Annotated in this window: 23 protein-coding genes; 19 read left to right on the forward strand and 4 right to left on the reverse strand. The window is 65.7% G+C overall.

What is annotated here, in order from left to right; all coding sequences use genetic code 11:
• Positions 1-2: 2 nt before the first annotated feature.
• Together dnaN and gyrB are read left to right on the forward strand one after the other, a co-directional pair.
• Positions 3-1,112, forward strand: a complete 1,110-nt coding sequence (gene dnaN, locus DXK93_RS08015; protein ID WP_054455945.1) for a DNA polymerase III subunit beta — start codon at positions 3-5, stop codon at positions 1,110-1,112.
• A 95-nt stretch (positions 1,113-1,207) separates the two neighbouring features.
• Entirely contained in the window at positions 1,208-3,655 is a 2,448-nt protein-coding gene (gyrB, locus tag DXK93_RS08020) for a DNA topoisomerase (ATP-hydrolyzing) subunit B (protein WP_054455788.1), read from the forward strand.
• 106 nt (positions 3,656-3,761) lie between these two features.
• Here gyrB and DXK93_RS08025 read toward each other — a convergent pair whose 3' ends face one another.
• Positions 3,762-4,685 carry a LysR family transcriptional regulator gene (locus DXK93_RS08025; protein WP_119449782.1) on the reverse strand — a complete coding sequence of 308 codons (924 nt, stop codon included), beginning with the start codon at positions 4,683-4,685 and terminating at the stop codon, positions 3,762-3,764.
• A gap of 316 nt (positions 4,686-5,001) precedes the next feature.
• On the opposite strand from DXK93_RS08025, the gene DXK93_RS08030 reads away from it, so the two are divergent.
• From DXK93_RS08030 to DXK93_RS08055, 6 genes are all read left to right on the forward strand, one after another.
• Positions 5,002-5,688, forward strand: a complete 687-nt coding sequence (locus DXK93_RS08030) for a hydrolase (protein WP_088143563.1) — start codon at positions 5,002-5,004, stop codon at positions 5,686-5,688.
• 130 nt (positions 5,689-5,818) lie between these two features.
• Positions 5,819-7,411: an MFS transporter gene (locus DXK93_RS08035; protein ID WP_054455782.1), complete on the forward strand. Its 1,593-nt coding sequence runs from the start codon at positions 5,819-5,821 to the stop codon at positions 7,409-7,411.
• A gap of 81 nt (positions 7,412-7,492) precedes the next feature.
• Positions 7,493-8,197, forward strand: coding sequence for a pirin family protein (locus DXK93_RS08040; RefSeq protein ID WP_119449783.1), 705 nt, complete (start codon positions 7,493-7,495; stop codon positions 8,195-8,197).
• A 39-nt stretch (positions 8,198-8,236) separates the two neighbouring features.
• On the forward strand, positions 8,237-8,500 hold the full coding sequence (locus DXK93_RS08045) for a XapX domain-containing protein (protein ID WP_054455778.1): 264 nt from the start codon (positions 8,237-8,239) through the stop codon (positions 8,498-8,500).
• A gap of 127 nt (positions 8,501-8,627) precedes the next feature.
• Entirely contained in the window at positions 8,628-10,514 is a 1,887-nt protein-coding gene (locus DXK93_RS08050) for an amidohydrolase (protein ID WP_054455776.1), read from the forward strand.
• Positions 10,515-10,525: 11 nt separating this feature from the next.
• Positions 10,526-10,993 (forward strand): DoxX family protein, encoded by a 468-nt coding sequence (locus tag DXK93_RS08055; RefSeq protein WP_119449785.1) that lies wholly within the window; start codon positions 10,526-10,528, stop codon positions 10,991-10,993.
• Here the strand turns inward: DXK93_RS08055 and DXK93_RS08060 are convergent.
• Positions 10,990-11,913, reverse strand: a complete 924-nt coding sequence (locus DXK93_RS08060) for a LysR family transcriptional regulator (RefSeq protein ID WP_054455772.1) — start codon at positions 11,911-11,913, stop codon at positions 10,990-10,992. The genes DXK93_RS08055 and DXK93_RS08060 overlap by 4 nt on opposite strands.
• Positions 11,914-12,078: 165 nt before the next feature.
• On the opposite strand from DXK93_RS08060, the gene DXK93_RS08065 reads away from it, so the two are divergent.
• Together DXK93_RS08065 and DXK93_RS08070 are read left to right on the forward strand one after the other, a co-directional pair.
• Positions 12,079-12,561 (forward strand): VOC family protein, encoded by a 483-nt coding sequence (locus tag DXK93_RS08065; RefSeq protein WP_054455770.1) that lies wholly within the window; start codon positions 12,079-12,081, stop codon positions 12,559-12,561.
• 17 nt (positions 12,562-12,578) lie between these two features.
• Entirely contained in the window at positions 12,579-13,253 is a 675-nt protein-coding gene (locus tag DXK93_RS08070; RefSeq protein WP_119449786.1) for a flavin reductase family protein, read from the forward strand.
• Between the two features lie 18 nt (positions 13,254-13,271).
• On the opposite strand, the gene DXK93_RS08075 is transcribed toward DXK93_RS08070, so the two are convergent.
• Entirely contained in the window at positions 13,272-14,204 is a 933-nt protein-coding gene (locus tag DXK93_RS08075) for a LysR substrate-binding domain-containing protein (RefSeq protein WP_082401101.1), read from the reverse strand.
• A gap of 171 nt (positions 14,205-14,375) precedes the next feature.
• On the opposite strand from DXK93_RS08075, the gene DXK93_RS08080 reads away from it, so the two are divergent.
• From DXK93_RS08080 to DXK93_RS08105, 6 genes are all read left to right on the forward strand, one after another.
• Entirely contained in the window at positions 14,376-15,287 is a 912-nt protein-coding gene (locus DXK93_RS08080; RefSeq protein ID WP_054455764.1) for an amino acid ABC transporter substrate-binding protein, read from the forward strand.
• A gap of 93 nt (positions 15,288-15,380) precedes the next feature.
• On the forward strand, positions 15,381-16,127 hold the full coding sequence (locus tag DXK93_RS08085) for an amino acid ABC transporter permease (RefSeq protein WP_054455762.1): 747 nt from the start codon (positions 15,381-15,383) through the stop codon (positions 16,125-16,127).
• A 9-nt stretch (positions 16,128-16,136) separates the two neighbouring features.
• Positions 16,137-16,826: an amino acid ABC transporter permease gene (locus DXK93_RS08090; RefSeq protein WP_054455759.1), complete on the forward strand. Its 690-nt coding sequence runs from the start codon at positions 16,137-16,139 to the stop codon at positions 16,824-16,826.
• A 57-nt stretch (positions 16,827-16,883) separates the two neighbouring features.
• Positions 16,884-17,618 carry an amino acid ABC transporter ATP-binding protein gene (locus tag DXK93_RS08095; protein ID WP_041652034.1) on the forward strand — a complete coding sequence of 245 codons (735 nt, stop codon included), beginning with the start codon at positions 16,884-16,886 and terminating at the stop codon, positions 17,616-17,618.
• Between the two features lie 5 nt (positions 17,619-17,623).
• Positions 17,624-18,679 (forward strand): low specificity L-threonine aldolase, encoded by a 1,056-nt coding sequence (locus DXK93_RS08100; RefSeq protein ID WP_054455757.1) that lies wholly within the window; start codon positions 17,624-17,626, stop codon positions 18,677-18,679.
• A gap of 42 nt (positions 18,680-18,721) precedes the next feature.
• On the forward strand, positions 18,722-19,627 hold the full coding sequence (locus DXK93_RS08105; protein WP_054455755.1) for an EamA family transporter: 906 nt from the start codon (positions 18,722-18,724) through the stop codon (positions 19,625-19,627).
• Between the two features lie 83 nt (positions 19,628-19,710).
• On the opposite strand, the gene DXK93_RS08110 is transcribed toward DXK93_RS08105, so the two are convergent.
• A complete protein-coding gene (locus DXK93_RS08110) occupies positions 19,711-20,007 on the reverse strand; it encodes an acylphosphatase (protein WP_054455753.1) in 297 nt (98 codons plus the stop codon).
• Between the two features lie 160 nt (positions 20,008-20,167).
• Between DXK93_RS08110 and DXK93_RS08115 the strand changes: the two genes are divergently transcribed.
• The 3 genes from DXK93_RS08115 to DXK93_RS08125 all read left to right on the forward strand — a co-directional run bounded on the left by DXK93_RS08115 (position 20,168) and on the right by DXK93_RS08125 (position 23,613).
• Positions 20,168-21,064, forward strand: a complete 897-nt coding sequence (locus DXK93_RS08115; RefSeq protein ID WP_054455751.1) for a phytanoyl-CoA dioxygenase family protein — start codon at positions 20,168-20,170, stop codon at positions 21,062-21,064.
• Between the two features lie 206 nt (positions 21,065-21,270).
• Positions 21,271-22,434, forward strand: a complete 1,164-nt coding sequence (locus tag DXK93_RS08120; RefSeq protein ID WP_054455749.1) for an alpha-hydroxy acid oxidase — start codon at positions 21,271-21,273, stop codon at positions 22,432-22,434.
• A gap of 105 nt (positions 22,435-22,539) precedes the next feature.
• Positions 22,540-23,613: an extracellular solute-binding protein gene (locus tag DXK93_RS08125; RefSeq protein WP_119449787.1), complete on the forward strand. Its 1,074-nt coding sequence runs from the start codon at positions 22,540-22,542 to the stop codon at positions 23,611-23,613.
• Positions 23,614-23,641: the final 28 nt, after the last annotated feature.

The following is a 23,641-nucleotide window of genomic DNA, read 5'->3' on the forward strand; positions in this document are numbered from 1 at the left end:
ACATGCAACTCGTACAAACCACACGCGATGCATTGCTGAAACCGCTGTCGACTGTGGCGGGCATCGTCGAAAGACGCCATACCCTGCCCATCCTGGCGAACATCCTGATGCGCAAGGAAGGCAACAAGGTTGCCTTCATTGCGACCGACCTGGAAGTACAGATCACCACCCATGCCGACTTCGGCGTGGGTCAAGACAACGAATCCACCACGGTCGCGGCGCGCAAGCTGCTGGATATCCTGAAGGCCCTGCCGGACACCGGCGACGTGCGCCTGGCGCTGGCCAGCAACAAGCTGTCGGTGCAATCGGCCAAGAGCCGCTTCGCCCTGCAGACGCTGGCCGCCAGCGAATTCCCCACCGTGGCTCAGCCCGAGCAGTGGGACGTGTCGCTGACCATGCCGCAGCGCACGCTGCGCCACCTGTTCAACATGGTGCACTTCGCCATGGCGCAACAGGACATCCGCTACTACCTGAACGGCATGCTGCTGGTGTTTGAACCGGGCCGCGTGCGTGCGGTCGCCACCGATGGCCACCGCCTGGCGCACTGCTCGACGGAAGCCGACGGCATCAGCGAACGCCACGAAGTGATCGTGCCGCGCAAGACCGTGCTGGAAATGCAGCGCCTGCTGGAAGACTCCGACGAGCCGGTTTCGATCGACGTGGCGCCGGGCCAGATCCGCTTCCGCTTCGGCGACGTGGAGCTCGTCTCCAAGCTGGTGGAAGGCAAGTTCCCGGACTTCACGCGCGTGATCCCGACGAACTACACGCGCCATTTCCTGGTCGGCCGCGAAGCCCTCCAGGGCAGCCTGCAGCGCGCCGCCATCCTGACCACCGACAAGTTCAAGGGCGTGCGCCTGCAACTGGCGCAGAACCAGATGAAGATCTCGTCCTCCAACGCCGAGCAGGAAGAGGCGCAGGAAGAAATCGACATCGACTACGGCCATGAAGCCCTCGATGTGGGCTTCAACGTCGGCTACCTGCTCGACGTGCTGTCCAACGTCAAGGTGGACAACATCCAGTGGTCGGTCATGCCCGATGCCAACGCGTCGGCGCTCATCACCCTGCCCGAAGACGACCAGTTCAAGTACGTCGTCATGCCCATGCGGATTTGATCCGCACCCATCGTGGGTTTGTGCCGCTTGCGGGCCCGAGGGCCCGTGGGCGGTCCGGCCGCCAGGCCGTTCTTTAAAGCGTTATCGATACAGACATGTCAGATCAGCAGAACACCACTCCCGAGAACAGCGGCTACGGCGCTGACTCGATCAAGATGCTCAAGGGGCTGGAGGCCGTGCGCAAGCGCCCCGGCATGTACATCGGCGACACATCCGACGGCACCGGCTTGCACCACATGGTGTTCGAAGTCGTCGACAACGCCATCGACGAAGCCCTGGCCGGCTACTGCGACGACATCGTCGTCACGATCCACACCGACAACTCGATCTCGGTCACCGACAACGGCCGCGGCATCCCCACCGACATCCACAAGGATGACGAATTCCACCGCAGCGCGGCCGAAATCGTCATGACCGAACTGCACGCTGGCGGCAAGTTCGACCAGAACTCCTACAAGGTGTCCGGCGGCCTGCACGGCGTGGGCGTGTCTTGCGTGAACGCGCTGTCCGAATGGCTGCGACTGACCATCCGCCGCAACGGCGAAGTGCACCAGATGGAGTTCCGCCAGGGCGAGCGCGTCGCGCCCCTGGCCGTGACCGGCACGACCGACAAGCGCGGCACCGAAGTGCGCTTTTTGGCCGACCCGATCATCTTCAACAACATCGAGTACCACTACGAGATCCTCTCGAAGCGCCTGCGCGAACTGTCGTTCCTGAACAATGGCGTGAAGATCCGCCTGATCGACCAGCGCCAGGGCAAGGAAGAGAACTTCGCCTTCTCCGGCGGCGTGAAGGGCTTCGTCGAATACATCAATCGCAGCAAGACCGTGCTGCACCCGAACGTGTTCTCGGTCACCACCGAGTCCTCGGCGGGCGGCGTGCCGGTCGGCGTCGAAGTGGCGATGCAGTGGAACGACAGCTACAGCGAAAGCGTGCTGTGCTTCACCAACAACATTCCGCAGCGCGACGGCGGCTCGCACCTGACCGGCCTGCGCGCGGCGATGACCCGCATCATCAACAAGTACATCACCGACAACGAACTGGCCAAGAAGGCCAAGGTCGAGACGTCCGGCGACGACATGCGCGAAGGCCTGGCCTGCGTGCTGTCGGTGAAGGTGCCCGAGCCCAAGTTCAGCAGCCAGACCAAGGACAAGCTGGTCTCCAGCGAAGTGCGTCCGGCGGTTGAAGAAGCCGTGGCGCGCACGCTGGAAACCTGGCTGCTGGAACACCCGAACGACGCCAAGGCGCTGTGCGCCAAGATCGTCGAAGCCGCCCGCGCCCGCGAAGCCGCGCGCAAGGCGCGCGAAATGACGCGCCGCAAGAGCGTGCTGGAAGGCGCAGGCCTGCCCGGCAAGCTGGCCGACTGCCAGGAAAAGGACCCCGCGCTGTGCGAGCTGTACATCGTCGAGGGTGACTCCGCAGGCGGCTCGGCCAAGCAAGGCCGCGACCGCAAGTTCCAGGCCATCCTGCCGTTGCGCGGCAAGGTGCTGAACGTCGAGAAGGCGCGTTTCGACCGCCTGATCGCCAGCGAGCAGATCGCCACGCTGATCACCGCGCTGGGCACCAGCATCGGTCCTGACTTCAACGTCGACAAGCTGCGCTACCACCGCCTCATCATCATGACCGACGCGGACGTGGACGGCGCGCACATCCGCACCCTGCTGCTGACGCTGCTGTACCGCCAGATGCCTGAACTGGTGCAGCGCGGCTACGTGTATATCGCCCAGCCGCCGCTGTACAAGGTCAAGGTCGGCCGCGAAGAACGCTATCTGAAAGACGACCAGGAAGAAGCGCAGTTCATGCTGCAACTGGCGCTGAAGGATGCCGAGATCATCTCGGGCGGCAACATCATCCGCGGCGACGAACTCAACGACCTGGCCCGCCAGTACGTCGCGGCCGACGCCGTGATCGCGCGCCTGTCGCGCGTATTCGACGTGGGCGCGCTGTCGGCCATGGCCGAAGGCGTGGAGATCAACCTGGAATCGGCCGAGTCCACCGCCGATTCCGCGCGCCGCCTGGCCGACGCCATGCGCGACCCGGTCAGCGGCAACGGCGTGGAAGTCGTGCCGGAGTTCGACGAATCCACCGAGCGCCATCGTCTGTCGGTGCAGCGCATGCACCACGGCAACGTGCGCGTGAGCATCATCGATGCGGACTTCGTCAACGGTTCGGACTACGCGGTCCTGTCCAAGGCCGCCAAGAGCTTCTCCGGCAAGGTCGGCGCGCGTTCGCTGGCCGCCCGCGGCGAAGGCGACAAGCGCAAGGAACAGACCGTGTCCGATTTCCGCGAGGCCATGCAGTGGCTGCGCAGCGAAGCCGACCGCAGCATCTCCAAGCAACGCTACAAGGGTCTGGGCGAAATGAACCCGGAACAGCTGTGGGAAACCACCATGGACCCGAAGGTGCGCCGTTTGTTGCGCGTGCAGATCGAGGACGCCATCGCGGCCGACGAGGTCTTCACCACGCTGATGGGCGACGACGTCGAACCGCGCCGCAACTTCATCGAGACGCATGCGTTGTCGGCGGGGAATATCGACGCCTGATCGCGTCGGATCTCGGCAGAGATCCTGGACGCCATAGAAAAGGGGCTGCCTTGCGCAGCCCCTTTTTCATGCGCCAGTCCGGCGCGGCCCGGAAAACGCAATCCTTCTACACCTGCACATCATTGGCCCAAGGCTCGGCCGTCAAGCGCTCGGCCAGATATTCAATGAACGCCTGCACCCGGGCCGGCCGGCGGCGGCCAGGCGGGGTGACGATGTGCAGGGCGATGGGATCCACCTGCCAGTCGTCCATCACGGTCTCCAGCGCGCCCGATTGCAAATCCTTCCACGCCAGAAACTCGGGCTGCAGGGCCAGACCCATGCCCGCCTGCAGCGCCGGCGTCAGGGCTTCGGCGTTGTTCACGTTCAGGTGCACCGGCAGCGACTGCGAAAACTCGCCGTGCTTTTCATGGCGGAAGCGCCAGCTCGCGCCGTTGCGCGCATACATGTATTGCAGCGCCGTGTGCTGCGCCAGGTCCTTTGGATGCTTGGGCCGTCCCGCGCGCTTGAAGTAGCTGGGCGCGCCCACCAGCAGGATGCGCACCGAGCAGAGCCGCCGCGCCAGCAGCGTCGAATCCACCAGGTTGGAGATGCGCAACGCCAGGTCGAAGCGTTCCGAGACCAGGTCGGCCTGCTTGTCGCTGAATTCGATTTCCAGGGCCACGTCGGGATTGGCCTGCATGAATGGCGGCAGCATCGGCGCCAGATGCGTGACCCCAAAGGACATGGGCGCGGACAGCCTGATCTTGCCGCGCAGGCTGCTCGACTTTTCCGTCACCTCGGATTCGACGGCCTCGCCTTCCTCCAATATGCGCGCTGCGCGTTCCAGCGCCGCGTAGCCGGATTCGGTCAAGGTCATGCTGCGGGAGGTGCGATGAAACAGCGTGGTCTTCATGCGCGCTTCCAGACGGCTGATGGTCTTGGAAACCGTGGCCTGCGCCAAGCCGAACTCGGCCGCCGCCTTGGCGAACGACCCTGTATCGGCGACCTTGGCGAAGATCGCCCAACCCTCTAAATCCGGCAGCTTGCTCATCTTGTGTTCTCGGGAAATGCCCGCGCCGATGATAGCCCCTGCCTATGGCATGGACAAGAATGGTGTTGAACGCAGTGCAGCAGAGACTGTCACGCCATGGTCATCATGCAAAAAATGGAAAGGATGGAATTCCATGCTGCGGGTTCTCAGGAAGGCGGCCTCTCCCTACTATGCATACACCGACAGACGAGATGCACGGGCCCTTCCAGCGGCACCCCGTCATCGTCGCAACGGGGCAGACCGGGATGGTTTGCCAGCTACACCGAATTCTTTGCTGCCGCCCTATTTGATAGTTTTCCTTAAAGAGAGATCCGCCATGTCCGCCAACAAATACCTCGAAGTCCTGACCCCGCAGAACAGCCAGATCATCTTCATCGACCAGCAGCCGCAGATGGCCTTCGGCGTGCAATCCATCGACCGCCAGACCCTGAAGAACAACGTGGTGGGCCTGGCCAAGGCCGCACGCGCCTTCAACATTCCGACCACCATCACCACCGTCGAAACCGACAGCTTCTCCGGCAATACCTACCCCGAACTGCTGGCCGTGTTCCCGGAGCACAAGATCCTGGAGCGCACCTCCATGAATTCCTGGGACGACCAGAACGTGCGTGACGCGCTGGCCGCCAATGGCCGCAAGAAGGTCATCGTTGCCGGCCTGTGGACCGAAGTCTGCAACACCACCTTCGCGCTGTGCGCCATGCTGGAAGGCGAGTACGAAATCTATATGGTGGCCGATGCTTCGGGCGGCACCTCGGTGGACGCGCACAAGTACGCCATGGACCGCATGGTGCAGGCTGGCGCCGTGCCGATGACCTGGTTGCAGGTGATGCTGGAATGGCAGCGCGACTGGGCCCGCAAGGAGACCTATGACGCCGTCACCGGCATCGTCAAGGAACACTCCGGCGCCTACGGCATGGGCATCGACTACGCCGTCACCCACGTGCACAAGCTGGCAGAGCGCGTGCAGCACGGCGAACGCATCGGCCCCAACCCCGCCAAGTAAGCCGCAAGCCGGATCGTCCAGACAGCGTCTGGCTGGTCCGGCGCCTTGTCTTTGAACACGGCGTTTTGAACACGGCGGGCGGCGGGACTTGCGGGTCCGAATGCCGCCTGGCGCGATCCAGGAGAGTCCCATGCCAGACCAGAAGAATCCCGCCGCGCGCGGCACTTTCGCGCCCTTGCGCCAGTCCGTATTCGCCGTGCTGTGGGCCGCGACCGTGCTGGGCAACGTGGGCAGCTTCATGCGGGACGTGGCCAGTTCCTGGCTGGTGACCGATCTGTCGGCCAGCCCGGCCGCGGTGGCGCTGATCCAGACCGCTGCGACCCTGCCCATCTTCCTGCTGGCAATTCCCGCCGGCGTGCTGTCCGACATTCTGGACCGGCGCCGCTTCCTGATCTTCGTGCAGCTGCTGCTGGCCTCTGTCAGCGGCACGCTGCTGCTCCTGTCGCATTTTGGCGCGCTGACGGTCGATTACCTGATTGCCCTGACCTTCGTCGGCGGCATCGGCGCGGCCTTGATGGGGCCGACCTGGCAATCCATCGTCCCGGAACTTGTGCCGCGCGAAGAACTCAAGGGCGCGGTGGCGCTGAACTCGCTGGGTATCAATATCGCGCGCGCCATCGGTCCGGCGGCGGGCGGCCTGATCCTCGCCAGCTTCGGCGCGGCGGTCACCTACGGGCTGGACGTGCTGAGCTACGTGTTCGTCATTGCCGCACTGCTGTGGTGGAAGCGTCCCGCGGCCGTCGATAGCGCGCTGTCGGAGAACTTCTTCGGCGCGTTCCGCGCCGGCCTGCGCTACACACGGGCCAGCAAGGAGCTGCACCGCGTGCTGCTGCGCGCCGCCGTCTTCTTCCTGTTCGCCAGCGCGGTGTGGGCCTTGCTGCCGCTGGTGGCGCGGCAGATGCTGGGCGGCTCCTCGGGCTTTTACGGCGTGTTGCTGGGCGCGGTGGGCGCAGGAGCCATCATCGGCGCCCTGTTGCTGCCCAGGCTGGGCGCCCGCCTGAATGCCGACGGGCTGGTGCTGCTGGCGTCGGTGGCCAGCGCGGCGGTCATGGCCGTGCTGGTGTTCGCGCCGCCGCAATGGCTGGCCGTGCTGATGCTGGTAGTGCTGGGCATGGGCTGGATCACCGCGCTCACCACGTTCAATGGCGTGGCCCAGGCCGTGCTGCCCAATTGGGTGCGCGGCCGCGGGCTGGCGGTGTACCTGATGGTCTTCAACGGCGCGATGGCCGCTGGCAGCCTGGGCTGGGGCCTGGTGGCGCGCGAGATCGGCGTGCCCTATGCACTGGCAGTCAGCGCTGCGGGGCTGGTCGCGGTTGCGCTGTTGTTTCACCGCGCCAGCCTGCCGGTCGGCGAGGCGGATCTGCAGGCGTCGAATCACTGGCCGGAGCCGCTGCTTGCTGAACCTGTGGCCCACGATCGCGGTCCGGTGCTGGTGCAGGTGGAGTACCGCATCCGCCAGGAAGACCGCCCTGCCTTTCTGGATGCGATGCAACGCCTGTCGCAAGAGCGACTGCGCGACGGCGCCTATGCCTGGGGCGTGGTCGAGCACACCAATGACCCGCAGCGGGTGGTCGAGTGGTTCTTCGTCGAATCCTGGGCCGAACACCTGCGCCAGCATCACCGGGTGTCGCATGCCGATGCCGACCTGCAAGCGGAAGCGCTGCGCTTTCACATGGGGCCGGACAAGCCCGAAGTGCATCACTTCCTGGCCTTGAAGCGCTGACGGGCAGCATCGGGAACACGTCCATGAACCACATGAAGCATGCCGCCATGATCGGCGATAACCCGGCGACGGAGGCGCACCATGATTGAGCGCCGTCCGCTTGCGAGCCTGGGCCACGAACGCCGCGGCTGGCTCGATGCCAAGCACCACTTTTCCTTCGCGGCCTACCAGGACCCCGCACGCATGAACTGGGGCGCGCTGCGCGCTTGGAACGACGAAACCATCGCACCGGGCGCAGGGTTTCCGCCCTTGTTGCACTCGGACGTGGAAATCATCACCTGCGTGCGGGAAGGCGCGCTCACCCATGAAGACGATCTGGGCAATCGCGGCCGCACCAGCGCTGGCGAGGTGCAGGTCGTGAGCGCAGGCAGTGGCGTGACGCATGCCGAATTCAATATGGAAGGTGGTCCCGCGCATGTGTTCCAGATCTGGATCGAACCCGACCGCCGCGGCGCGCCGCCCAGCTGGGGCCGGAAGTCCTTTACCCGCGAAGCCTGCAAGGGCCAGTTCATCACGCTTGCCAGCGGTATCGACGGCGATGAAGACGCGCTGCCCATCCGCAGCGACGCGCGTGTGCTTGCGGTGGCGCTCAAAGCAGGCGAAGCCGCCACCTACCGCTTCGCGCGCGGCCGCCGCCGCGGCTATCTGGTCGCCTCCAAGGGCAGATTGCAAGTCAACGGGGTGGAGATCGGCTCAGGCGACGGCGCCGCCATCCGCGACGAAACCGATGTGCGCCTTATGGCCCTGGACGACGCCGAAGTGCTCCTGGCCGATACGCACGCATGAGCGGCGTGCTCATAACCCCTACACAACGCGAGGACGCACATGAAGATCTATCTGCTTTCCCTGGGCGCCGGACTGCTGGTCGGCGTGGTCTACAGCCTTTTGCAGGTCCGCTCGCCCGCCCCGCCGCTGGTGGCGCTGATCGGCCTGCTGGGCATATTGGTCGGTGAACAGGTCATTCCGGTGGGCAGGCAACTGCTGAACGGTACCGCCTTTGTCGCCGCCTGCGACAAGGAAAAAGCCGTCAGCCACGTGCTCGGGCAATTGCCCGGCCGCCATCAGGCCCAAGACAAGGAACACGGCTGAGCCGGTTCCCGCATCCAGGAGATATTGCATGCCTACCCGCCGCGACCTTATCGGTGTAGCTTCCGCCCTGGCGCTCAACGGTATGTTGGGACGCCCCGCCATCGCCAGTTCCAAAGGAGACCCCAACATGTCCAACGCCACGCCGGACGTCATTTTCCACAATGGCCGCATCACCACGCTGGACCGCAGCAAGCCACAGGCCAGCGCCGTCGCGATCAAGAACGGCCGCTTCGTGGCTGTTGGTTCCGATGCCGAAGTCATGGCGCTGGCCGGCGCCGGCACGCGGGTCGTCGACCTGAAGCGCCGCGCGGCCTTGCCTGGCCTGTTCGACAATCACACCCACGTGGTGCGTGGCGGCCTGAACTACAACATGGAGCTGCGCTGGGACGGCGTGCGCTCGCTGGCCGACGCCATGGCCATGTTGAAGCGCCAGGTCGCGATCACGCCCGCGCCGCAATGGGTGCGCGTGGTGGGCGGCTTCACCGAGCATCAGTTCGCCGAGAAGCGCCTGCCCACGATCGAAGAGATCAACGCCATCGCGCCCGACACTCCGGTGTTCATCCTGCACCTGTATGACCGCGCGCTGCTCAACGGCGCTGCGCTGCGCGCGGTGGGCTATACCAAGACCACGCCCAATCCGCCGGGCGGCGAGATCATGCGCGATGGCCAGGGCAATCCCACGGGGCTGCTGCTGGCCAAACCCAACGCGACCATCCTGTACGCCACGCTGGCCAAGGGTCCCAAGCTTCCCTTCGACTACCAGGTCAACTCCACGCGCCACTTCATGCGCGAGCTGAACCGGTTGGGCGTGACCGGCGTGATCGATGCGGGCGGCGGCTTCCAGAACTATCCGGACGACTACGCCGTGATCCAGAAGCTGGCCGACGAGAACCAGATGACGGTGCGCTTGGCCTATAACCTCTTCACGCAAAAGCCCAAGCAGGAAAAGGAGGACTTTCTTAACTGGACGTCGAGCGTGAAGTACAAGCAGGGCAGCGACTACTTCCGCCACAACGGCGCGGGTGAAATGCTGGTGTTCTCGGCAGCCGACTTCGAGGACTTCCGCGTCGAGCGTCCGGACATGCCGCCCGAGATGGAAGGCGAACTGGAAGAGGTCGTGCGCGTGCTGGTGCAGAACAAGTGGCCATGGCGCTTGCACGCCACCTACGACGAGACCATCTCGCGCGCGCTGGACGTGTTCGAGAAAGTGCATCGCGATACGCCGCTGACCGGGCTGAACTGGTTCTTCGACCACGCCGAAACCATCTCCGACAAATCGATCGACCGCATTGCCGCGCTGGGCGGCGGCATTGCCGTGCAGCACCGCATGGCCTACCAGGGCGAGTACTTCATCGAACGCTATGGCGCAAAGGCCGCCGAAGCCACGCCGCCTGTCGCCAAGATCCTGCAGCGCGGCGTGAAGGTCTCGGCCGGCACCGATGCGACCCGCGTCGCGTCCTACAACCCCTGGGTGTCCTTGTCCTGGATGGTCACCGGCAAGACCGTGGGCGGCACCCGCCTCTACCCTGCGCGCAACTGCCTGGACCGCGAGACCGCGCTGCGCATGTGGACCGAGAACGTGGCCTGGTTCTCCAACGAGGAAGGCAAGCGCGGCCGCATCGAACCCGGCCAGCTGGCCGACTTCATCGTGCCGGACAAGGACTACTTCAGCTGCACCGAGGACGAGATCTCCTTCCTGACCTCGGACCTGACCGTGGTGGGCGGGCGCGTGGTCTACGGCGCGGGAGAGTTCGCGCCGCTGGACGACAACCCGCTGCCGCCCGCCATGCCCGACTGGTCGCCTACCCGGCTGTTCGGCGGCTATGGCGCCTGGGGCGATCCTGACGGCGCCGGCCGTAATTCGCTGGGCTACCGCAACATGGCGGCCTGCGCGTGCGCCAGCTCTTGCGGCCTGCATGGACACGACCATGCCCGCGCATGGGCATCCAATGCGCCCAGCTCCGATCTGCAGGGCTTCTTCGGCGCGCTGGGCTGCTCCTGCTGGGCTGTCTGAGGAGGTTGGCCATGAGCGCTGTTTTCCAATGGGAACGTCGGCTGGCCGGCTTGGCCCGCCCGCTGTTCGGCTCCTCGGCGCTGCGGTTCCTGGCCTATCTGGGGCTATGCGCCGCCTACCTGCAGGGCGGGCTGGTGAAGCTCTTCGATTTTCCGGGGGCGCTGCGCGAAATGGCGCATTTCGGGCTGTCGCCCGAGCCCTTGTTCGCGGTGCTGGTGATTGCGCTGGAACTGGTCGCTTCGCTCATGATCCTGACGGGCCGGTTGCGATGGCTGGGTGCGCTGGCACTGGCCGCCTTCACGCTGGTGGCGACCGGGATCGCGCTGAGATTCTGGGAGATGCCGGTGGGGCAGGAACGCTTCATGGCGGCCAACTCGTTCTTTGAACACCTGGGGTTGGCCGGCGGGTTGTTGCTGGTGGCGTGGCTGGATTTGCGGGAATCGAAGCCCGCCAGCGCCCGGAGCCTGAGCGGCTGCTAGGCGGCGGCCGCCGCATCCGGCGGCGTGCCGCAAACCTGCTTGATCGTCTGCCTTAGCCAGCGGTGGGCGGGGTCGCTGTCCAGCCGCGGCGGCCAGGCCTGCACCACGGTGACCGGGCGCATGGGCACCGGCACCTCGAAGGCGCTCAGCTTCAGGCCCAGGCGTTCGACGCCGGGCATCAGGTTCTGGGGCATGGACGGCAGCACCAGGTCGGAATCGGCCAGCGCGAAGATCGCGGCGTGGAAGGTGGGCGTGATCAGCGTGACGTGGCGCGCCAGTCCCAGTTCTTCCAGGGTGTCGTCTATTGGTCCGTGCGCACGTCCCCGGCGCGAGACGCTGACGTGGTCGTAGGCGCAGAAGCGCTGCGGAGTGATGGGCGCCTTGAAGATCGGGTGTTCCTTGCGCGCCAGTCCGCAGAAGGCGGTGGTGAACAGGGTCTGCACCTTGATGTCGGCGCCGAACTTCTGGGAAGAACCGATATAGAGGTCGGCATCGCCGCTGAGCGCGTCGGCGTCGTGATTGCCTTCGGAGACGAAGCGCAGCACGGCGCGGGGCGCGTAGCGGCGCAGGTGCTCGCGCAGCCGGCCGCCGTAGCCGCCCACGAACACATCGTTGGCGCGCAAGGTAAAGACGCGCGTCAGGGTCGCCAGATTGACGTCCTCGCCGAAGGCCGTGAAGACGGCCTGCGCCTGTTCGATCACATGGCGCACCTGCGCGTGCAGGGCCAGCGCCCGAGGCGTGGGCGCGAGGCCGCGGCCGGAGCGTACCAGCACGGGGTCGCCGACGGCTTCGCGGATGCGCGCCAGGCTGCGGCTCATGGCGGGAGTGCTCAGGTTCAGCCGGCGCGCCGCGCCGACGACGCTGCCTTCCTGGATCAGAACGTCCAGGGTCAATAGCAGATTCAGGTCTAGCGGTTTCATGTGACCAAGCATAGCGCGGCGGGCAAACCGGGCGGGCGTTTCAGGGTTGCGTCTGCTGCACTTCTGGATTGCGCCAGACGGCATTCCCCGGCATCCCGTCCGGGACCAACATTCGAGCCGTGGCCGCGCGTGGGCGCAGGCCGTATGAGAAACGAGGAGAGACAAATGGCGCTGGAAGTTCTGGAACTGCATCATCACGCCGTGCGCATGTCGCTGGACAAGGTCGCGGCCATGGGCGCGTTCTACGGAGACGTGCTGGGACTGGACACGGACCGTGGCCGCTGGGAGATTCCGGGCATCGCCGGGTACTTCCTGGACATGGGCAACGACTGCCAGATCCACCTGCTGGGCAGCGACGGCCCGTCGCCCTACTCCCAGGGCCCGGGCTGTGATCCTGTGGAAAACCACGTGGCGCTGGCCGTGCGCGATATCGCGGCGGCCGAGACGGAACTGCAGCGCCTTGCGGTGGACTATTGGAAGCTGGACAACGTGGCCGCGCCCGAGCTCATGCAGCTGTTCCTGCGCGACCCGGTGGGCAACCTGATCGAGCTGCATCAGATCGGCCGCTGCCGTTGCAAGCGCAGCGACCGCGCCTTTGCCGACGCGAAGGCCGCGCAAGGCGCTGCGCCGTCGCAGGGCCGGGACTGAGGGGCTGGGGATAAGCCATGTTCATCGATCTGAATGACCTGGCGGGCCCGGCGCGCTACAAGCTGCTGACCGCGGTGATCGTGCCGCGGCCCATCGCCTGGATCGTGTCGCGCGACGCCGCAGGGACGACGAACGTGGCGCCGTTCTCGTTTTTTAACCTGATGTCGGGCGATCCGCCGCTGATCTGCGTCGGCATCGGCGTGCGCGGCGACACGCCCAAGGACACCGCGCGCAACATCGCCGAACGCGGCGAGTTCACCGTGAGTCTGGTATCCGCCCCGCAGGCTGGCCGGATGAACGTGACGGCGGTGGATTTTCCGGCGGACGTGGACGAGTCCCGGGAGGCTGGCCTGGAGCTGTCGCCGTCGCGGCGCATCGAAGTGCCCTGGGTGGCGCAGTCGCCTGTGGCGTTCGAGTGCCGCGTGCATGAACTGATGCGCATCGACCGCCGCAGCCTGATCGTGGCGCAGGTCGCGGCCATGCACGTGCGCGATGACGTGGTGGCGGACCGCGAGCATCTCTATCTGGATGGCCCCGCGATGGACTTGCTGGCGCGGCTGCACAACCCCGGCTGGTATTGCCGGCCGCAGGCGGCTTTCCAGATGCCTCAGCTGACGCTGGCGCAGTGGGAGGCGCTGAAGCAGTCGGGCGAGGCCCAACGCTATCTGGAGCAAGGGGCCGCAGAGCGCTGATGGCACCAGCGCGCGGCGTCACCGCCCCGGCCGCGCCTTCAGATCCCCCATCTCTTCCTGCATGAGCTGGTGCGCATAACGTGAAAACACGCTGACCAGCCGTGTGCGCGTATGGTACGGCGGGTACAGCAGCGCCACCGTCACCGGCACGGCGGGGCTGAAGGGGCGGATTTCGACGTTGTGGGCGGCGTATTCCTCGCGCGCGGCCAGCGGGTTGATGAGCGCCACGCCCAATCCTGCGCCGACCAGGGCGCAGATCGACGAACCCAGGCCGGCCTCGGCGACGGTCTGGCGTTCGACCTTGGCTGTCCTGAACACGGCGTCGATTTTCTCACGCAGCGGCGTGCCGCTGGTGAAGGCCACGAAAGGCTCGCCGGCGAAGTCCGCGGGCTTGAGCTTTTTCAGCTTGGTCAGGCGATGGCCCTTGGGTACCACCGCGACGCAGCTCATGGTCAATACCGGTTCGACCTGGATGCCGGGAGAATCTCCCGACAGCATGGCCAGGCCCGTGTCGCAGAACCCCGAACTGATCCAGTTGTGCACCGTGCTGGCGTTGCCGGAATGGATGGACACCATCACGTCCGGGTATTCCGTCTTGAAGGCCGCGACGATGCGCGCCAGCAGCCCGCCTGCCAGCCGCGGCATGGCGGCCACGCTCAGGCGGCTGGCGCTGAACGAGCGGATGCTGGCCGCCGCCGATTCCAGGCCGGCCAGGCCGATGAAGGTCTTTTCCACTTCCTGGAAGAAGCGCGACCCGTCCTGCGTCGGGGTCAGGCGGCTGCCATTGCGGTCGAACAAGGCGAACTGGGTAATGGCTTCCAATTGCGCAATTAAGCGGCTAACGTGCGGCTGCGAGGTGTGCACGCGCCGTGCGGCGGCGGTCATGGAGCCGGTCATCATCACGGCGCGGAACGCCTCGATGTGTCTCAAGCCCATCCGTGGAATGGCCATGTCAAATCCGTATAGAGGAATACTCGATTGGAACTGGATAAAACCATACCGCTAGTTGATACTTTTCGCCAGCCGCGGGGCTCATCGCGGGACGAGGCGGCTGTCGGCCTGGCTGGCGCCGTCGATCGTGAACATAAACATGCGCCGCTCGAACGGCGCCAAGGGAATCAGATGAAAGCACTTGCTGCGATCTCCGTCGCCGCGGCCTTCCTGGGCAGCGCCGCAACCGCCCACGCCGAAGGCCCCAGCCGCCTGGACAAGATCAAGGAAACCGGCGTGATCACGCTGGGCCATCCGGAGACCTCGGTCCCATTCGCCTATCTGGACGGCAACCAGAAGCCGATCGGTTACACAGTGGAGATCTGCCAGGAAGTCGCCCAGTACGTGAAGGCCGCCCTGAAGCTGCCCAAGCTGGAAGTGCGCTACAACCCGACGACTTCCGCCACGCGCATTCCGTTGCTGGCCAACGGCACCATCGACCTGGAATGCGGCAACACCACCAATAACCTCGAACGCCATAAGCTGGTGTCTTTCGCGCCTACGACCTTCGTGGCGCAGGTGGTGCTGGTGGCGCGCAAGGACGGCGGCGTGGATCCCAACAACCTGGAGTCCTTCCGCGGCAAATCCATCGCCGCGCAGGCCGGCGGCCAGACCTTCCGGCTGATCTCGCAGCTGAACGCCAAGGGCAACCTGGGTATCACCATGGCGCCGACCAAGGACACCGCCGAAACCATCCTGATGGTGGAATCCGGCCGCGCCGCGGGCTCGGCCAACGACGACGGCATCGCTTATGGCGCGGTGGCTTCGTCGAAGAATCCCGACGCCTTCGTGATCGGCACCAAGGGCCTGGAAATGGCGCCCTACGGCATCATGGAACCCAAGGATGACCCGGCCTTCAAGAAGGTGGTGGACGATGCCGTGCGCGACCTGATCAAGACAGGCAAGGTGGCCGCGATCTACGACAAGTATTTCAATGCGCCGATCCCGCCCAAGCAGATCAACCTGAAGTACCCGATGAGCGATGCGCTCAAGCGCGCGCTGGCCAATCCGACCGATTCCGGCGATCCCAAGGCGTACGAGTAAGCAGGCTGTGCGCGGGACGCCTGGCGTCCCGCGGCTTGCTAGCAAGGACGCCGGCCGCCAGGCGCGGCGGGCATCGCCATCAAGGGACGGGGCATGAATTACAACTGGAGCTGGAGCGTCTTCCTGGATATGTCGCCGGACGGCGTGCATACCTTTCTGGAGACGATCTTCATCGGCGTGGGCTGGACCTTGGCGCTGGCCCTGACGGCGTGGGTGTTCTCGCTATTGCTGGGATCAGTGCTGGGCGTGATGCGCACCGCCAGCTCCCGCCTGATGAATGCGCTGGGCGCGACCTATGTGGAGGTGTTTCGCAACATCCCGCTGCTGGTGCAGATGTTCCTGTGGTACTTCGTGTTGCCCGAATTGCTGCCGCATGCCTGGGGCCTGGCCATGAAGCAGATGCCGCAACCCTGGGGCCAGTTCGTTCCCGCGGTGCTGTGCCTGGGGTTCTATGGATCGGCGCGCGTGGCCGAGCAGCTGCGCGCGGGCATACAGTCGCTGCCGCGCGGCCAGTTCCAGGCGGGCACGGCGCTGGGCCTGACCGAGGCGCAGGTGTATCGCTACATCATCCTGCCGGAAGCCTTCCGCATCGTGCTGCCGCCCCTGACCTCCGAGTTCATGGGCACCATCAAGTATTCGTCGGTGGCGCTGACGATAGGGCTCTTGGAGCTGACCGGCCAGGCGCGCTCAATGGCGGAATTCAGCTTTCACATCTTCGAGGCGTTTTCCGCCGCCACGGTGATCTACCTGATCATCAACGGCGTGGTGGTGCTGGGCATGCGCCTGCTCGAACGCCATGTTGCGGTGCCCGGACTGATCGGTTCGGCGAAAAGGCCCTAGGACGACACCATGGGCAAATTCGATTTCGACGTGATCTGGGCGGCGCTGCCCTATCTGTTCAAGACGGGCATGACCTTCACGCTGACGCTGACCGCGCTGGCGGGCGTGATGGGCCTGGCGCTGGGCACGCTGCTGGCCATGATGCGGCTGTCGCGCTTCAAGATCCTGTCGGTGCCGGCGGGCATCTACGTGAACGTGATGCGCTCGATCCCGCTTCTGCTGGTGATCTTCTGGTTCTACTTCCTGATGCCCTACATCGCCGCCTGGGTGGTGGGGTCGCCCACACCGCTGCGCGTGGGGGCGTTCAATTCGGCGGTGATCACCTTCACCTTGTTCGAGGCCGCGTACTTCTGCGAAATCATGCGCGCGGGCATCCAGTCCATCGCGCGCGGCCAGGTGTCGGCCAGCATGGCGCTGGGGCTGAACCACTGGCAGGGCATGCGCTACGTGGTTTTGCCGCAGGCGTTCCGCAACATGCTGCCCGCGCTGTTGACCCGCATCATCATCCTGTTCCAGGACACCTCGCTGGTGTATGTGCTGTCTCTCACCGACTTCCTCGGCGCGGCGGCCAAGATCGGTCAGCGCGACGGCCGTCTGGTGGAGCTCTATCTATTCGTGGCGGTGGTGTATTTCGTGATCTGCTTCACGGCGTCCCGCCTGGTCAAGTTGCTGGAAAAGCGCACGCGGGTGCTGCGCTAGCGCAGCGCTTCCAGTTATCCACAGGTTTCAACAATGCAACTCTCTTCCAAGCCCCCGATGATAGCGATCAAGCAGGTCAGCAAGTGGTATGGCGATTTCCAGGTGCTGGACGATTGCTCGACCACCGTGGGCCGCGGCGAAGTCGTGGTGGTGTGCGGGCCGTCGGGTTCGGGCAAGTCCACGCTGATCAAGACCGTGAACGCGCTGGAGCCCTTCCAGAAGGGCGAGATCCAGGTCAACGGCATTTCGGTGGGCGATCCGCGTACCAACCTGCCCAAGCTGCGCGCGGTGGCCGGCATGGTGTTCCAGCATTTCGAGCTGTTCCCGCACCTGTCGGTGACGGAGAACCTGTGCCTGGGCCAGCTCAAGGTGCTCAAGCGCGGCAAGGACGAAGCCCGCCAGCGCGCGCTGGCCCTGCTGGAGCGCGTGGGCCTGTCGGCGCACAAGGACAAGCACCCCGGCGAGCTGTCGGGCGGCCAGCAGCAGCGCGTGGCGATCGCGCGCGCGCTGTCTATGGACCCGGTGGTGATGCTGTTCGACGAGCCGACTTCGGCGCTGGATCCGGAGATGGTCAACGAAGTGCTGGACGTGATGACCGACCTGGCCGCCGAAGGCATGACGATGATGGTGGTGACCCACGAAATGGGATTCGCCCGCCGCGTCGCCGACCGTGTGATCTTCATGGACGGCGGCAAGATCGTGGAAGACTGCGACAAGGAGCAGTTCTTCGGCGATGTAGAGGAGCGTGCGCCGCGCACGCGCCAGTTTCTTTCCAAAATCCTGCAGCACTGACAGCCATGACCCAGACCTCCTCCGCCGCCGCCCGCGCACCCGTCGACCTGCGCAGCGACACGGTCACCCATCCCACCGCGGCCATGTATGAACGCATGCGCACCGCACCCATCGGCGATGACGGCCTGGATGGCGACCCTACCGTACGCGAGCTCGAGGCGTATGTGGCCGCGCAGTTGGGCAAAGAAGGCGGGCTGTTCGTGCCCAGCTGCACCATGGCCAACCTGCTGGCGGTGCTGGCGCAGACGCAGCGTAATGAGCAGGTGGTGCTGGAGTCGGCCGCCCACATGTACACGTCCGAACGCGGCGCGGCCACGTTCACCGGCTCGTTCTACCTGGGTCTGCCCGGTTCTGATGGCGCCATGGACCTGAACCGCCTGGAGGACGCTTTGCTGGCTGGCGGCCACCGGTTGAAGACGGCGCTGGTGACGATGGAGACCTCGCACAACAATGCGGCCGGCGCGGTGCTGCCGCTTGATCACATGCAGGCGGTCCATGGCCTGGCGCGTGCCGCAGGCGTGCCGGTGCACCTGGATGGCGCGCGGCTTTACAACGCGGCCGTGGCCCTGGGCGTGGCGGCGGGCGAGATCGCCTGCCATGCCGATACCGTGTCCCTGTGCCTGTCCAAGGGCCTGAGCGCGCCGGTGGGCGCTGTGTTGGCCGGCAGCCAGTCGGTCATGGCCCGCGCGCGCGTGCTGCGCCGCATGCTGGGCGGCACGCAGCGCCAGTCGGGCATCATGGCCGCGGCTGGCCTGGAAGGCGTTCAGACCATGACCGGGCGGCTGGCGGAGGACCACGTCCGCGCCCGCCGCCTGAGCGCGGGCGTGAACCGCCTGGGACCGGCTCTTTCGGCCACCGAACCGCAGACCAACATCGTGCAGGTGGAAACCGCCGACACGGGCAGGAGCAACACGGAGTGGGTGGCTGCCCTGCAGGCGGCGGGCTTGCTGGTGCGTCCCTGGGGCCGCACGCGGCTGCGCTGCGTGACTCACCGCCACATCGGCGACGCCGACATCGACGCGGCTGTGCAGGCCTTCGAAACGGTGCTGAACGCAGGCTGATCTGCTCCGTTCAGCAGCGGTGTCGCGATGCGATAATGCCGCATGACCACGACCCATCTTTCCCGAAAAGACTATTTCTGCGCACTGGCGGTCGTGGTCATCTGGGGCACCAACTTCGTCGCCATGAAAGTCGGCATGCGGGGCCTCTCCCCCATGCTCCTGGGCGCCCTGAGATTCGCGCTGGCGGCCTTTCCCCTGATTCTCTTCGTGCGTGCGCCCAGGCTGCCGTGGCGCTGGGTCGCGGCGTATGGATTGGTCCAGGGCCTGGGCCAGTTCGGACTGCTGTTCACCGCCTTGAAGTTCGGCATGCCGGCCGGCATGGCTTCGCTGGTGATCCAGACGCAGGCCTTCTTCACGCTGCTGCTGGCCGCGCCCATCCTGCATGAGCGCGCGCAGCGCCACCACTGGATCGGGCTGGGCGTGGCGGCGCTGGGGCTGGCGGTCATCGCCGGCGGCCGCGGCGAAGGGCCGGGCCAGATGACCATGGCGGGCTTCGTGCTGACGCTGGGCGGCGCGTTCATGTGGGCCGTGTCGAACATAATCGTGCGCCTGGCCAGCCGCAAGTCGCCCGGCTACGACCCGTTTGCCTTTATCGCCTGGAGCAGCGCCGCGCCGGTGCTGCCTTTCCTGCTGCTGGCGGTGCTGATCGACGGCTGGCAGCCGGTGGTCGGCATGATCGTGAACATAGGCTGGGGAGAGATCCTGTCGGTGTTGTACCTGGCGGTGCTGGCCACTTTGGTGGCCTACACGTTGTGGACGCAGTTGCTCACGCGCCACGCCGCCGCCAAGATCGCACCGTTCTCGTTGCTGGTGCCCGTGGTGGGGCTATGGGCCGCTTCCGTGGCCTTCGGCGAACGCCTGGAGACGCTGCAATGGGTAGGCGTGGCCTGCGTGCTGGCCGGCCTGCTCTTCAACCAGCTGGGCGGGCGCTGGCTGCGCACGCGCTGAGCCTTCCGGCAGGCGCTTTTTTCCCTTTCGCGTCCGTATCGGCCGACCAGACTAGCCCATAACGGCGAGCAGAGGCGACGGCCTCACAGCTGCTCGAAACGGATGTAACGCTTATCGGTGTACTCCCGGCGGGTGGTGATTTCCTGCACGCTGGCGCCCGGGGGGCCGCGCCGCAGCCATTCCAGCATGTGGTCGACCTGGTCGGCGGTGCCCTGCACCATGGCTTCGACCGTGCCGTTCGGCAGGTTCTGCACCCAGCCCTTGGCGCCCAGCATGTGGGCGCGCCGGACCGTGGCGTGGCGGTAGCCCACGCCCTGCACGGTGCCGGTGATCGTGACGTGCACGGTCTCGATATGGGTATCGGCTTTAGGGTCTTGCATCGATTCTCTCTTGGATGAGGCGCCGCGCTCGGCGATGTACGTAGACGTTAGTGACTACGGCGGATGATCTATAGGCCGGGGGGACGCCTGGCGATACGTTAGAGCTCATGTCAAAACGTGCCAGCGGGAACACCCGTTACCAGAGCTTGGAGAAGCCATTATGGAAGAGACCAGTTTGTTGTCGGAAGCTGAGACAGCGCGCTACAGGGAACAGGGTTACCTGGCCCTGAAGGACATGTGCCCGCAGGACGAGGTGGGTTACATCCGCAGGACGCTGCTCGACCTGTTCGCGAACAAGACCGGCTACAACGAGGGTGCGCAGTATGACTTTGTGAGCCGTGACGACCCGTCCAAACCCGCCAAGTTTCCCAGCCTGCACGATCCACGCCATTATGCCCCGGGCCTCTTGAAGACCGAGTACCACGAGCGCACCCTGGAGCTGGCGCGCCAGCTGCTGGGCCCCGAGGCCGCCCTGTATGGCGAGCACGCTCTGCTCAAACCGGGGCCGCACGGACCGGAAACGCCGTGGCACCAGGACGAGGCTTTCCGCTCGCCGGACTTCATCTACAACGAACTCAGCATCTGGCTGGCGCTGCAGCCGGCCACCACGGAAAACGGCTGCATGCAGTTCATTCCGGGTTCCAACAAATGGGATGTGCTGGAGCACCGTTCGCCGGGCGGCGACAAGACCCTGCATCCGCTGGAATGCTGCGGCGATTTTCCGCGCGATCAGGCGGTGCCGGAGCCCCTGGACCCGGGCGGCATCACGGTGCACGACGCCCGCACGCTGCACTTCACCGGGCCGAATACCTCGCAGGCGCCGCGGCTGGCTTACATCCTGATCTACAACACGCCGCCGGTCTACAAGCCGGGCCGCCGCGAATTCCCGTGGCTGGAGGGCCGCTGGACCGACAGCCAGACCCGCAAGAAGCAGTGGCACAAGCGCGGCGGGCTGGCCGTGGACGTGATGCGCCGTCTGCCCGGCGCGCGGCTGACCAGCCCACGCTGGGTGGCCTGGGCCACGATCCGGGCCGTGTCCAAAGTCTGGCCGCGATAACGGGGGGCGCAGGGGCCGCAAGAGTCCCTGCGATAAGGGGGGCGAACGAGGCCGGCAAGCAACGCTTGCCGGCCTCGGCGCGTATACTGGGCGGCGTTGCGAGGCCTGGGAGGCCCGCGCAATCGCTGGAGCTGCCCGCAGCTGGCGGCCCGGCGTCCAAGAATAACTAGCCGCAGCTGGCGCCCCAACACTCCATAGACCACTCCATGACCGCTAACCTTTCTACGATCACCTGCATCGAAGATCTGCGCGCCATTGCGCAGAAGCGCGTGCCGCGCATGTTCTACGACTACGCGGATTCCGGCGCCTGGACCGAAGGCACCTACCGTGCCAACGAAAGCGATTTCCAGAAGATCAAGCTGCGCCAGCGCGTGGCGGTGAACATGGAAGGCCGGTCGCTGCGCACCACCATGGTGGGCCACGACGTGACCATGCCGCTTGCGATCTCGCCCACGGGCCTGACCGGCATGCAGCATGCGGACGGCGAAATCCTGGCGGCCAAGGCGGCGGCGGACTTCGGCGTGCCCTTCACGCTGTCCACCATGAGCATCTGTTCGCTGGAAGACGTGGCCGCGGCCACCAAGAAACCCTTCTGGTTCCAGCTCTACGTGATGCGCGACCGCGAGTTCGTCGCCAACCTGATCGACCGCGCCAAGGCCGCCGGCTGCTCGGCGCTGGTGCTGACGCTGGACCTGCAGATCCTGGGCCAGCGCCACAAGGACATCAAGAACGGCCTGTCCACTCCGCCCAAGCCCACCCTGCGCAATCTCATCAACCTGGCCACCAAGCCGCGCTGGTGCATGGGCATGCTGGGCACCAAGCGCCGCACCTTCGGCAACATCGTCGGCCACGCCAAGGGCGTGAGCGACCTGTCCTCCCTGTCGGCATGGACCGCCGAACAATTCGACCCGCGCCTGAGCTGGGACGACGTCGAATGGATCAAGCAGCGTTGGGGCGGCAAGCTCATCATCAAGGGCATCCTGGATGTCGAGGACGCGCAGCTGGCCGCCAATAGCGGCGCCGACGCGCTCATCGTCAGCAACCACGGCGGGCGCCAGCTTGACGGCGCCATGTCGTCCATCGCCGCCCTGCCTTCGATCGCCGACGCCGTGGGTTCGAAGATCGAAGTGTGGATGGACGGCGGCGTGCGTTCCGGCCAGGACATCCTGAAGGCCGTGGCGCTGGGCGCGCGCGGCGCCATGATCGGCCGCGCCTTCCTTTACGGCCTGGGGGCCTATGGCCAGGCCGGCGTGACCCGCGTGCTGGAGATCCTGTACAAGGAAATGGATACGACGATGGCGCTGTGCGGCCGTCGCTCGATCGAGCCCGGCGACCGCAGCATCCTGCTGCCCGGAACCTACCCGAACTGAACGGTTCGGCGGCCCATGAGAAAAAGCCTGGATACGGTAGCGTGCCAGGCTTTTTTCGTTGACGCGCCGGTTGGCGAGGTCGCATGAGCCCATGCAGGAGACTCTATGACGCGTAATAAACAAGATGGGCAGCGCCGCCTGGGCGCAGGCAGGCGGCTGCTGGGCGCGGCTCTGGCGGTGCTGTTGTCGGCCGGGGCGGCGGCGCAGCAGACCACGCTGTACGTGGGCATGAACGGCGGCGACATGGCGCGCGCGTTCTCGCAGTACGTATTTCCGGATTTCGAGCGCGCCCACAACGTCAGGATCGTGGTGGTGCCGGGCATGTCGACCGAGGTGCTGGCGCGCGCCCAGGCCGACAAGGGCAAGCCGCGGCTGCATCTCATGTTCCTGGACGACGGCGTCATGGCGCGCGCGATTTCCATGGGATTGTGCACGCAGCTCAACGAAGATCCGGTGCTGAAGGAGCTGTACCCCACCGCCCTGAAGAAGGACCGCATGGCCGCGGGCATCGACATCGGCATGACTGGCCTGGGCTACAACACCAAGGTGTTCGCCGAGCGGGGCTGGGCGCCGCCGACGTCGTGGATGGACCTCGCCGATCCGAAGTACCGGGGCCAGGTCGTGGTTCAGTCGGCTTCGAGCAGCACCTTCGGTCTGCACGCGTTCCTGATGATCAACCGCATCCTGGGCGGCGACGATCAGAACTATGGACCGGGCTTCGCGCACTGGCCGGCTGTGGTCGGCCCGAACGTGCGTGCATACCTGCCGGATTCGGCGCGCCTGGCCGACATGGTGCAGGCCGACGAGGCGGTGCTATTTCCCTGGACACCCACGGCCATCACCCGCCTGAAGAAGCGCGGCGTGCACGTGGAATATGCGCAGCCCAGGGAGGGCTCGATGATCCTGATGGTGGGCGAGTGCGTGGTCGCCGGCAATAGCGAACCGGAGCTGTCGCAGAAGCTGGCGCTGTACCTGCTGTCCGAGCAGGCGCAAGCGAAGGCGCTGGAGATGGGCGGGCATTTCCCGTCCAACCGCAATGTGCTGGCGCCAGCGGGCCACGCGGACGCGCTGCAGCGATTCCAGGGTTATATGTCGAACGCCAAGATACCGAACTGGGATCAGATCAACGAGACCCGGCCCGCGTTCAACGCGCGCTGGAACCGGGAGATCGGACGCTGACGGCCTCCTGCCCCGGGGGCGGGCAAAA

This window comes from Achromobacter sp. K91 (genome assembly GCF_003576205.1).
Classification (GTDB): Bacteria; Pseudomonadota; Gammaproteobacteria; order Burkholderiales; family Burkholderiaceae_B; genus Achromobacter; species Achromobacter aegrifaciens.

Bases quoted from the DNA above. Each gene is read 5' to 3' on its own strand.
- DXK93_RS08080 (WP_054455764.1), top strand. From the start codon at position 14,376: ATGAAAGCACTTGCTGCGATCTCCGTCGCCGCGGCCTTCCTGGGCAGC.
- DXK93_RS08055 (WP_119449785.1), top strand. From the start codon at position 10,526: ATGAGCGCTGTTTTCCAATGGGAACGTCGGCTGGCCGGCTTGGCCCGC.
- DXK93_RS08030 (WP_088143563.1), top strand. From the start codon at position 5,002: ATGTCCGCCAACAAATACCTCGAAGTCCTGACCCCGCAGAACAGCCAG.
- DXK93_RS08120 (WP_054455749.1), top strand. From the start codon at position 21,271: ATGACCGCTAACCTTTCTACGATCACCTGCATCGAAGATCTGCGCGCC.
- DXK93_RS08045 (WP_054455778.1), top strand. From the start codon at position 8,237: ATGAAGATCTATCTGCTTTCCCTGGGCGCCGGACTGCTGGTCGGCGTG.
- DXK93_RS08115 (WP_054455751.1), top strand. From the start codon at position 20,168: ATGGAAGAGACCAGTTTGTTGTCGGAAGCTGAGACAGCGCGCTACAGG.
- DXK93_RS08105 (WP_054455755.1), top strand. From the start codon at position 18,722: ATGACCACGACCCATCTTTCCCGAAAAGACTATTTCTGCGCACTGGCG.
- DXK93_RS08060 (WP_054455772.1), bottom strand. From the start codon at position 11,913: ATGAAACCGCTAGACCTGAATCTGCTATTGACCCTGGACGTTCTGATC.
- dnaN (WP_054455945.1), top strand. From the start codon at position 3: ATGCAACTCGTACAAACCACACGCGATGCATTGCTGAAACCGCTGTCG.
- DXK93_RS08125 (WP_119449787.1), top strand. From the start codon at position 22,540: ATGACGCGTAATAAACAAGATGGGCAGCGCCGCCTGGGCGCAGGCAGG.
- DXK93_RS08070 (WP_119449786.1), top strand. From the start codon at position 12,579: ATGTTCATCGATCTGAATGACCTGGCGGGCCCGGCGCGCTACAAGCTG.
- DXK93_RS08075 (WP_082401101.1), bottom strand. From the start codon at position 14,204: ATGGCCATTCCACGGATGGGCTTGAGACACATCGAGGCGTTCCGCGCC.
- gyrB (WP_054455788.1), top strand. From the start codon at position 1,208: ATGTCAGATCAGCAGAACACCACTCCCGAGAACAGCGGCTACGGCGCT.
- DXK93_RS08065 (WP_054455770.1), top strand. From the start codon at position 12,079: ATGGCGCTGGAAGTTCTGGAACTGCATCATCACGCCGTGCGCATGTCG.
- DXK93_RS08040 (WP_119449783.1), top strand. From the start codon at position 7,493: ATGATTGAGCGCCGTCCGCTTGCGAGCCTGGGCCACGAACGCCGCGGC.
- DXK93_RS08050 (WP_054455776.1), top strand. From the start codon at position 8,628: ATGTCCAACGCCACGCCGGACGTCATTTTCCACAATGGCCGCATCACC.
- DXK93_RS08035 (WP_054455782.1), top strand. From the start codon at position 5,819: ATGCCAGACCAGAAGAATCCCGCCGCGCGCGGCACTTTCGCGCCCTTG.
- DXK93_RS08110 (WP_054455753.1), bottom strand. From the start codon at position 20,007: ATGCAAGACCCTAAAGCCGATACCCATATCGAGACCGTGCACGTCACG.
- DXK93_RS08085 (WP_054455762.1), top strand. From the start codon at position 15,381: ATGAATTACAACTGGAGCTGGAGCGTCTTCCTGGATATGTCGCCGGAC.
- DXK93_RS08090 (WP_054455759.1), top strand. From the start codon at position 16,137: ATGGGCAAATTCGATTTCGACGTGATCTGGGCGGCGCTGCCCTATCTG.
- DXK93_RS08025 (WP_119449782.1), bottom strand. From the start codon at position 4,685: ATGAGCAAGCTGCCGGATTTAGAGGGTTGGGCGATCTTCGCCAAGGTC.
- DXK93_RS08100 (WP_054455757.1), top strand. From the start codon at position 17,624: ATGACCCAGACCTCCTCCGCCGCCGCCCGCGCACCCGTCGACCTGCGC.
- DXK93_RS08095 (WP_041652034.1), top strand. From the start codon at position 16,884: ATGATAGCGATCAAGCAGGTCAGCAAGTGGTATGGCGATTTCCAGGTG.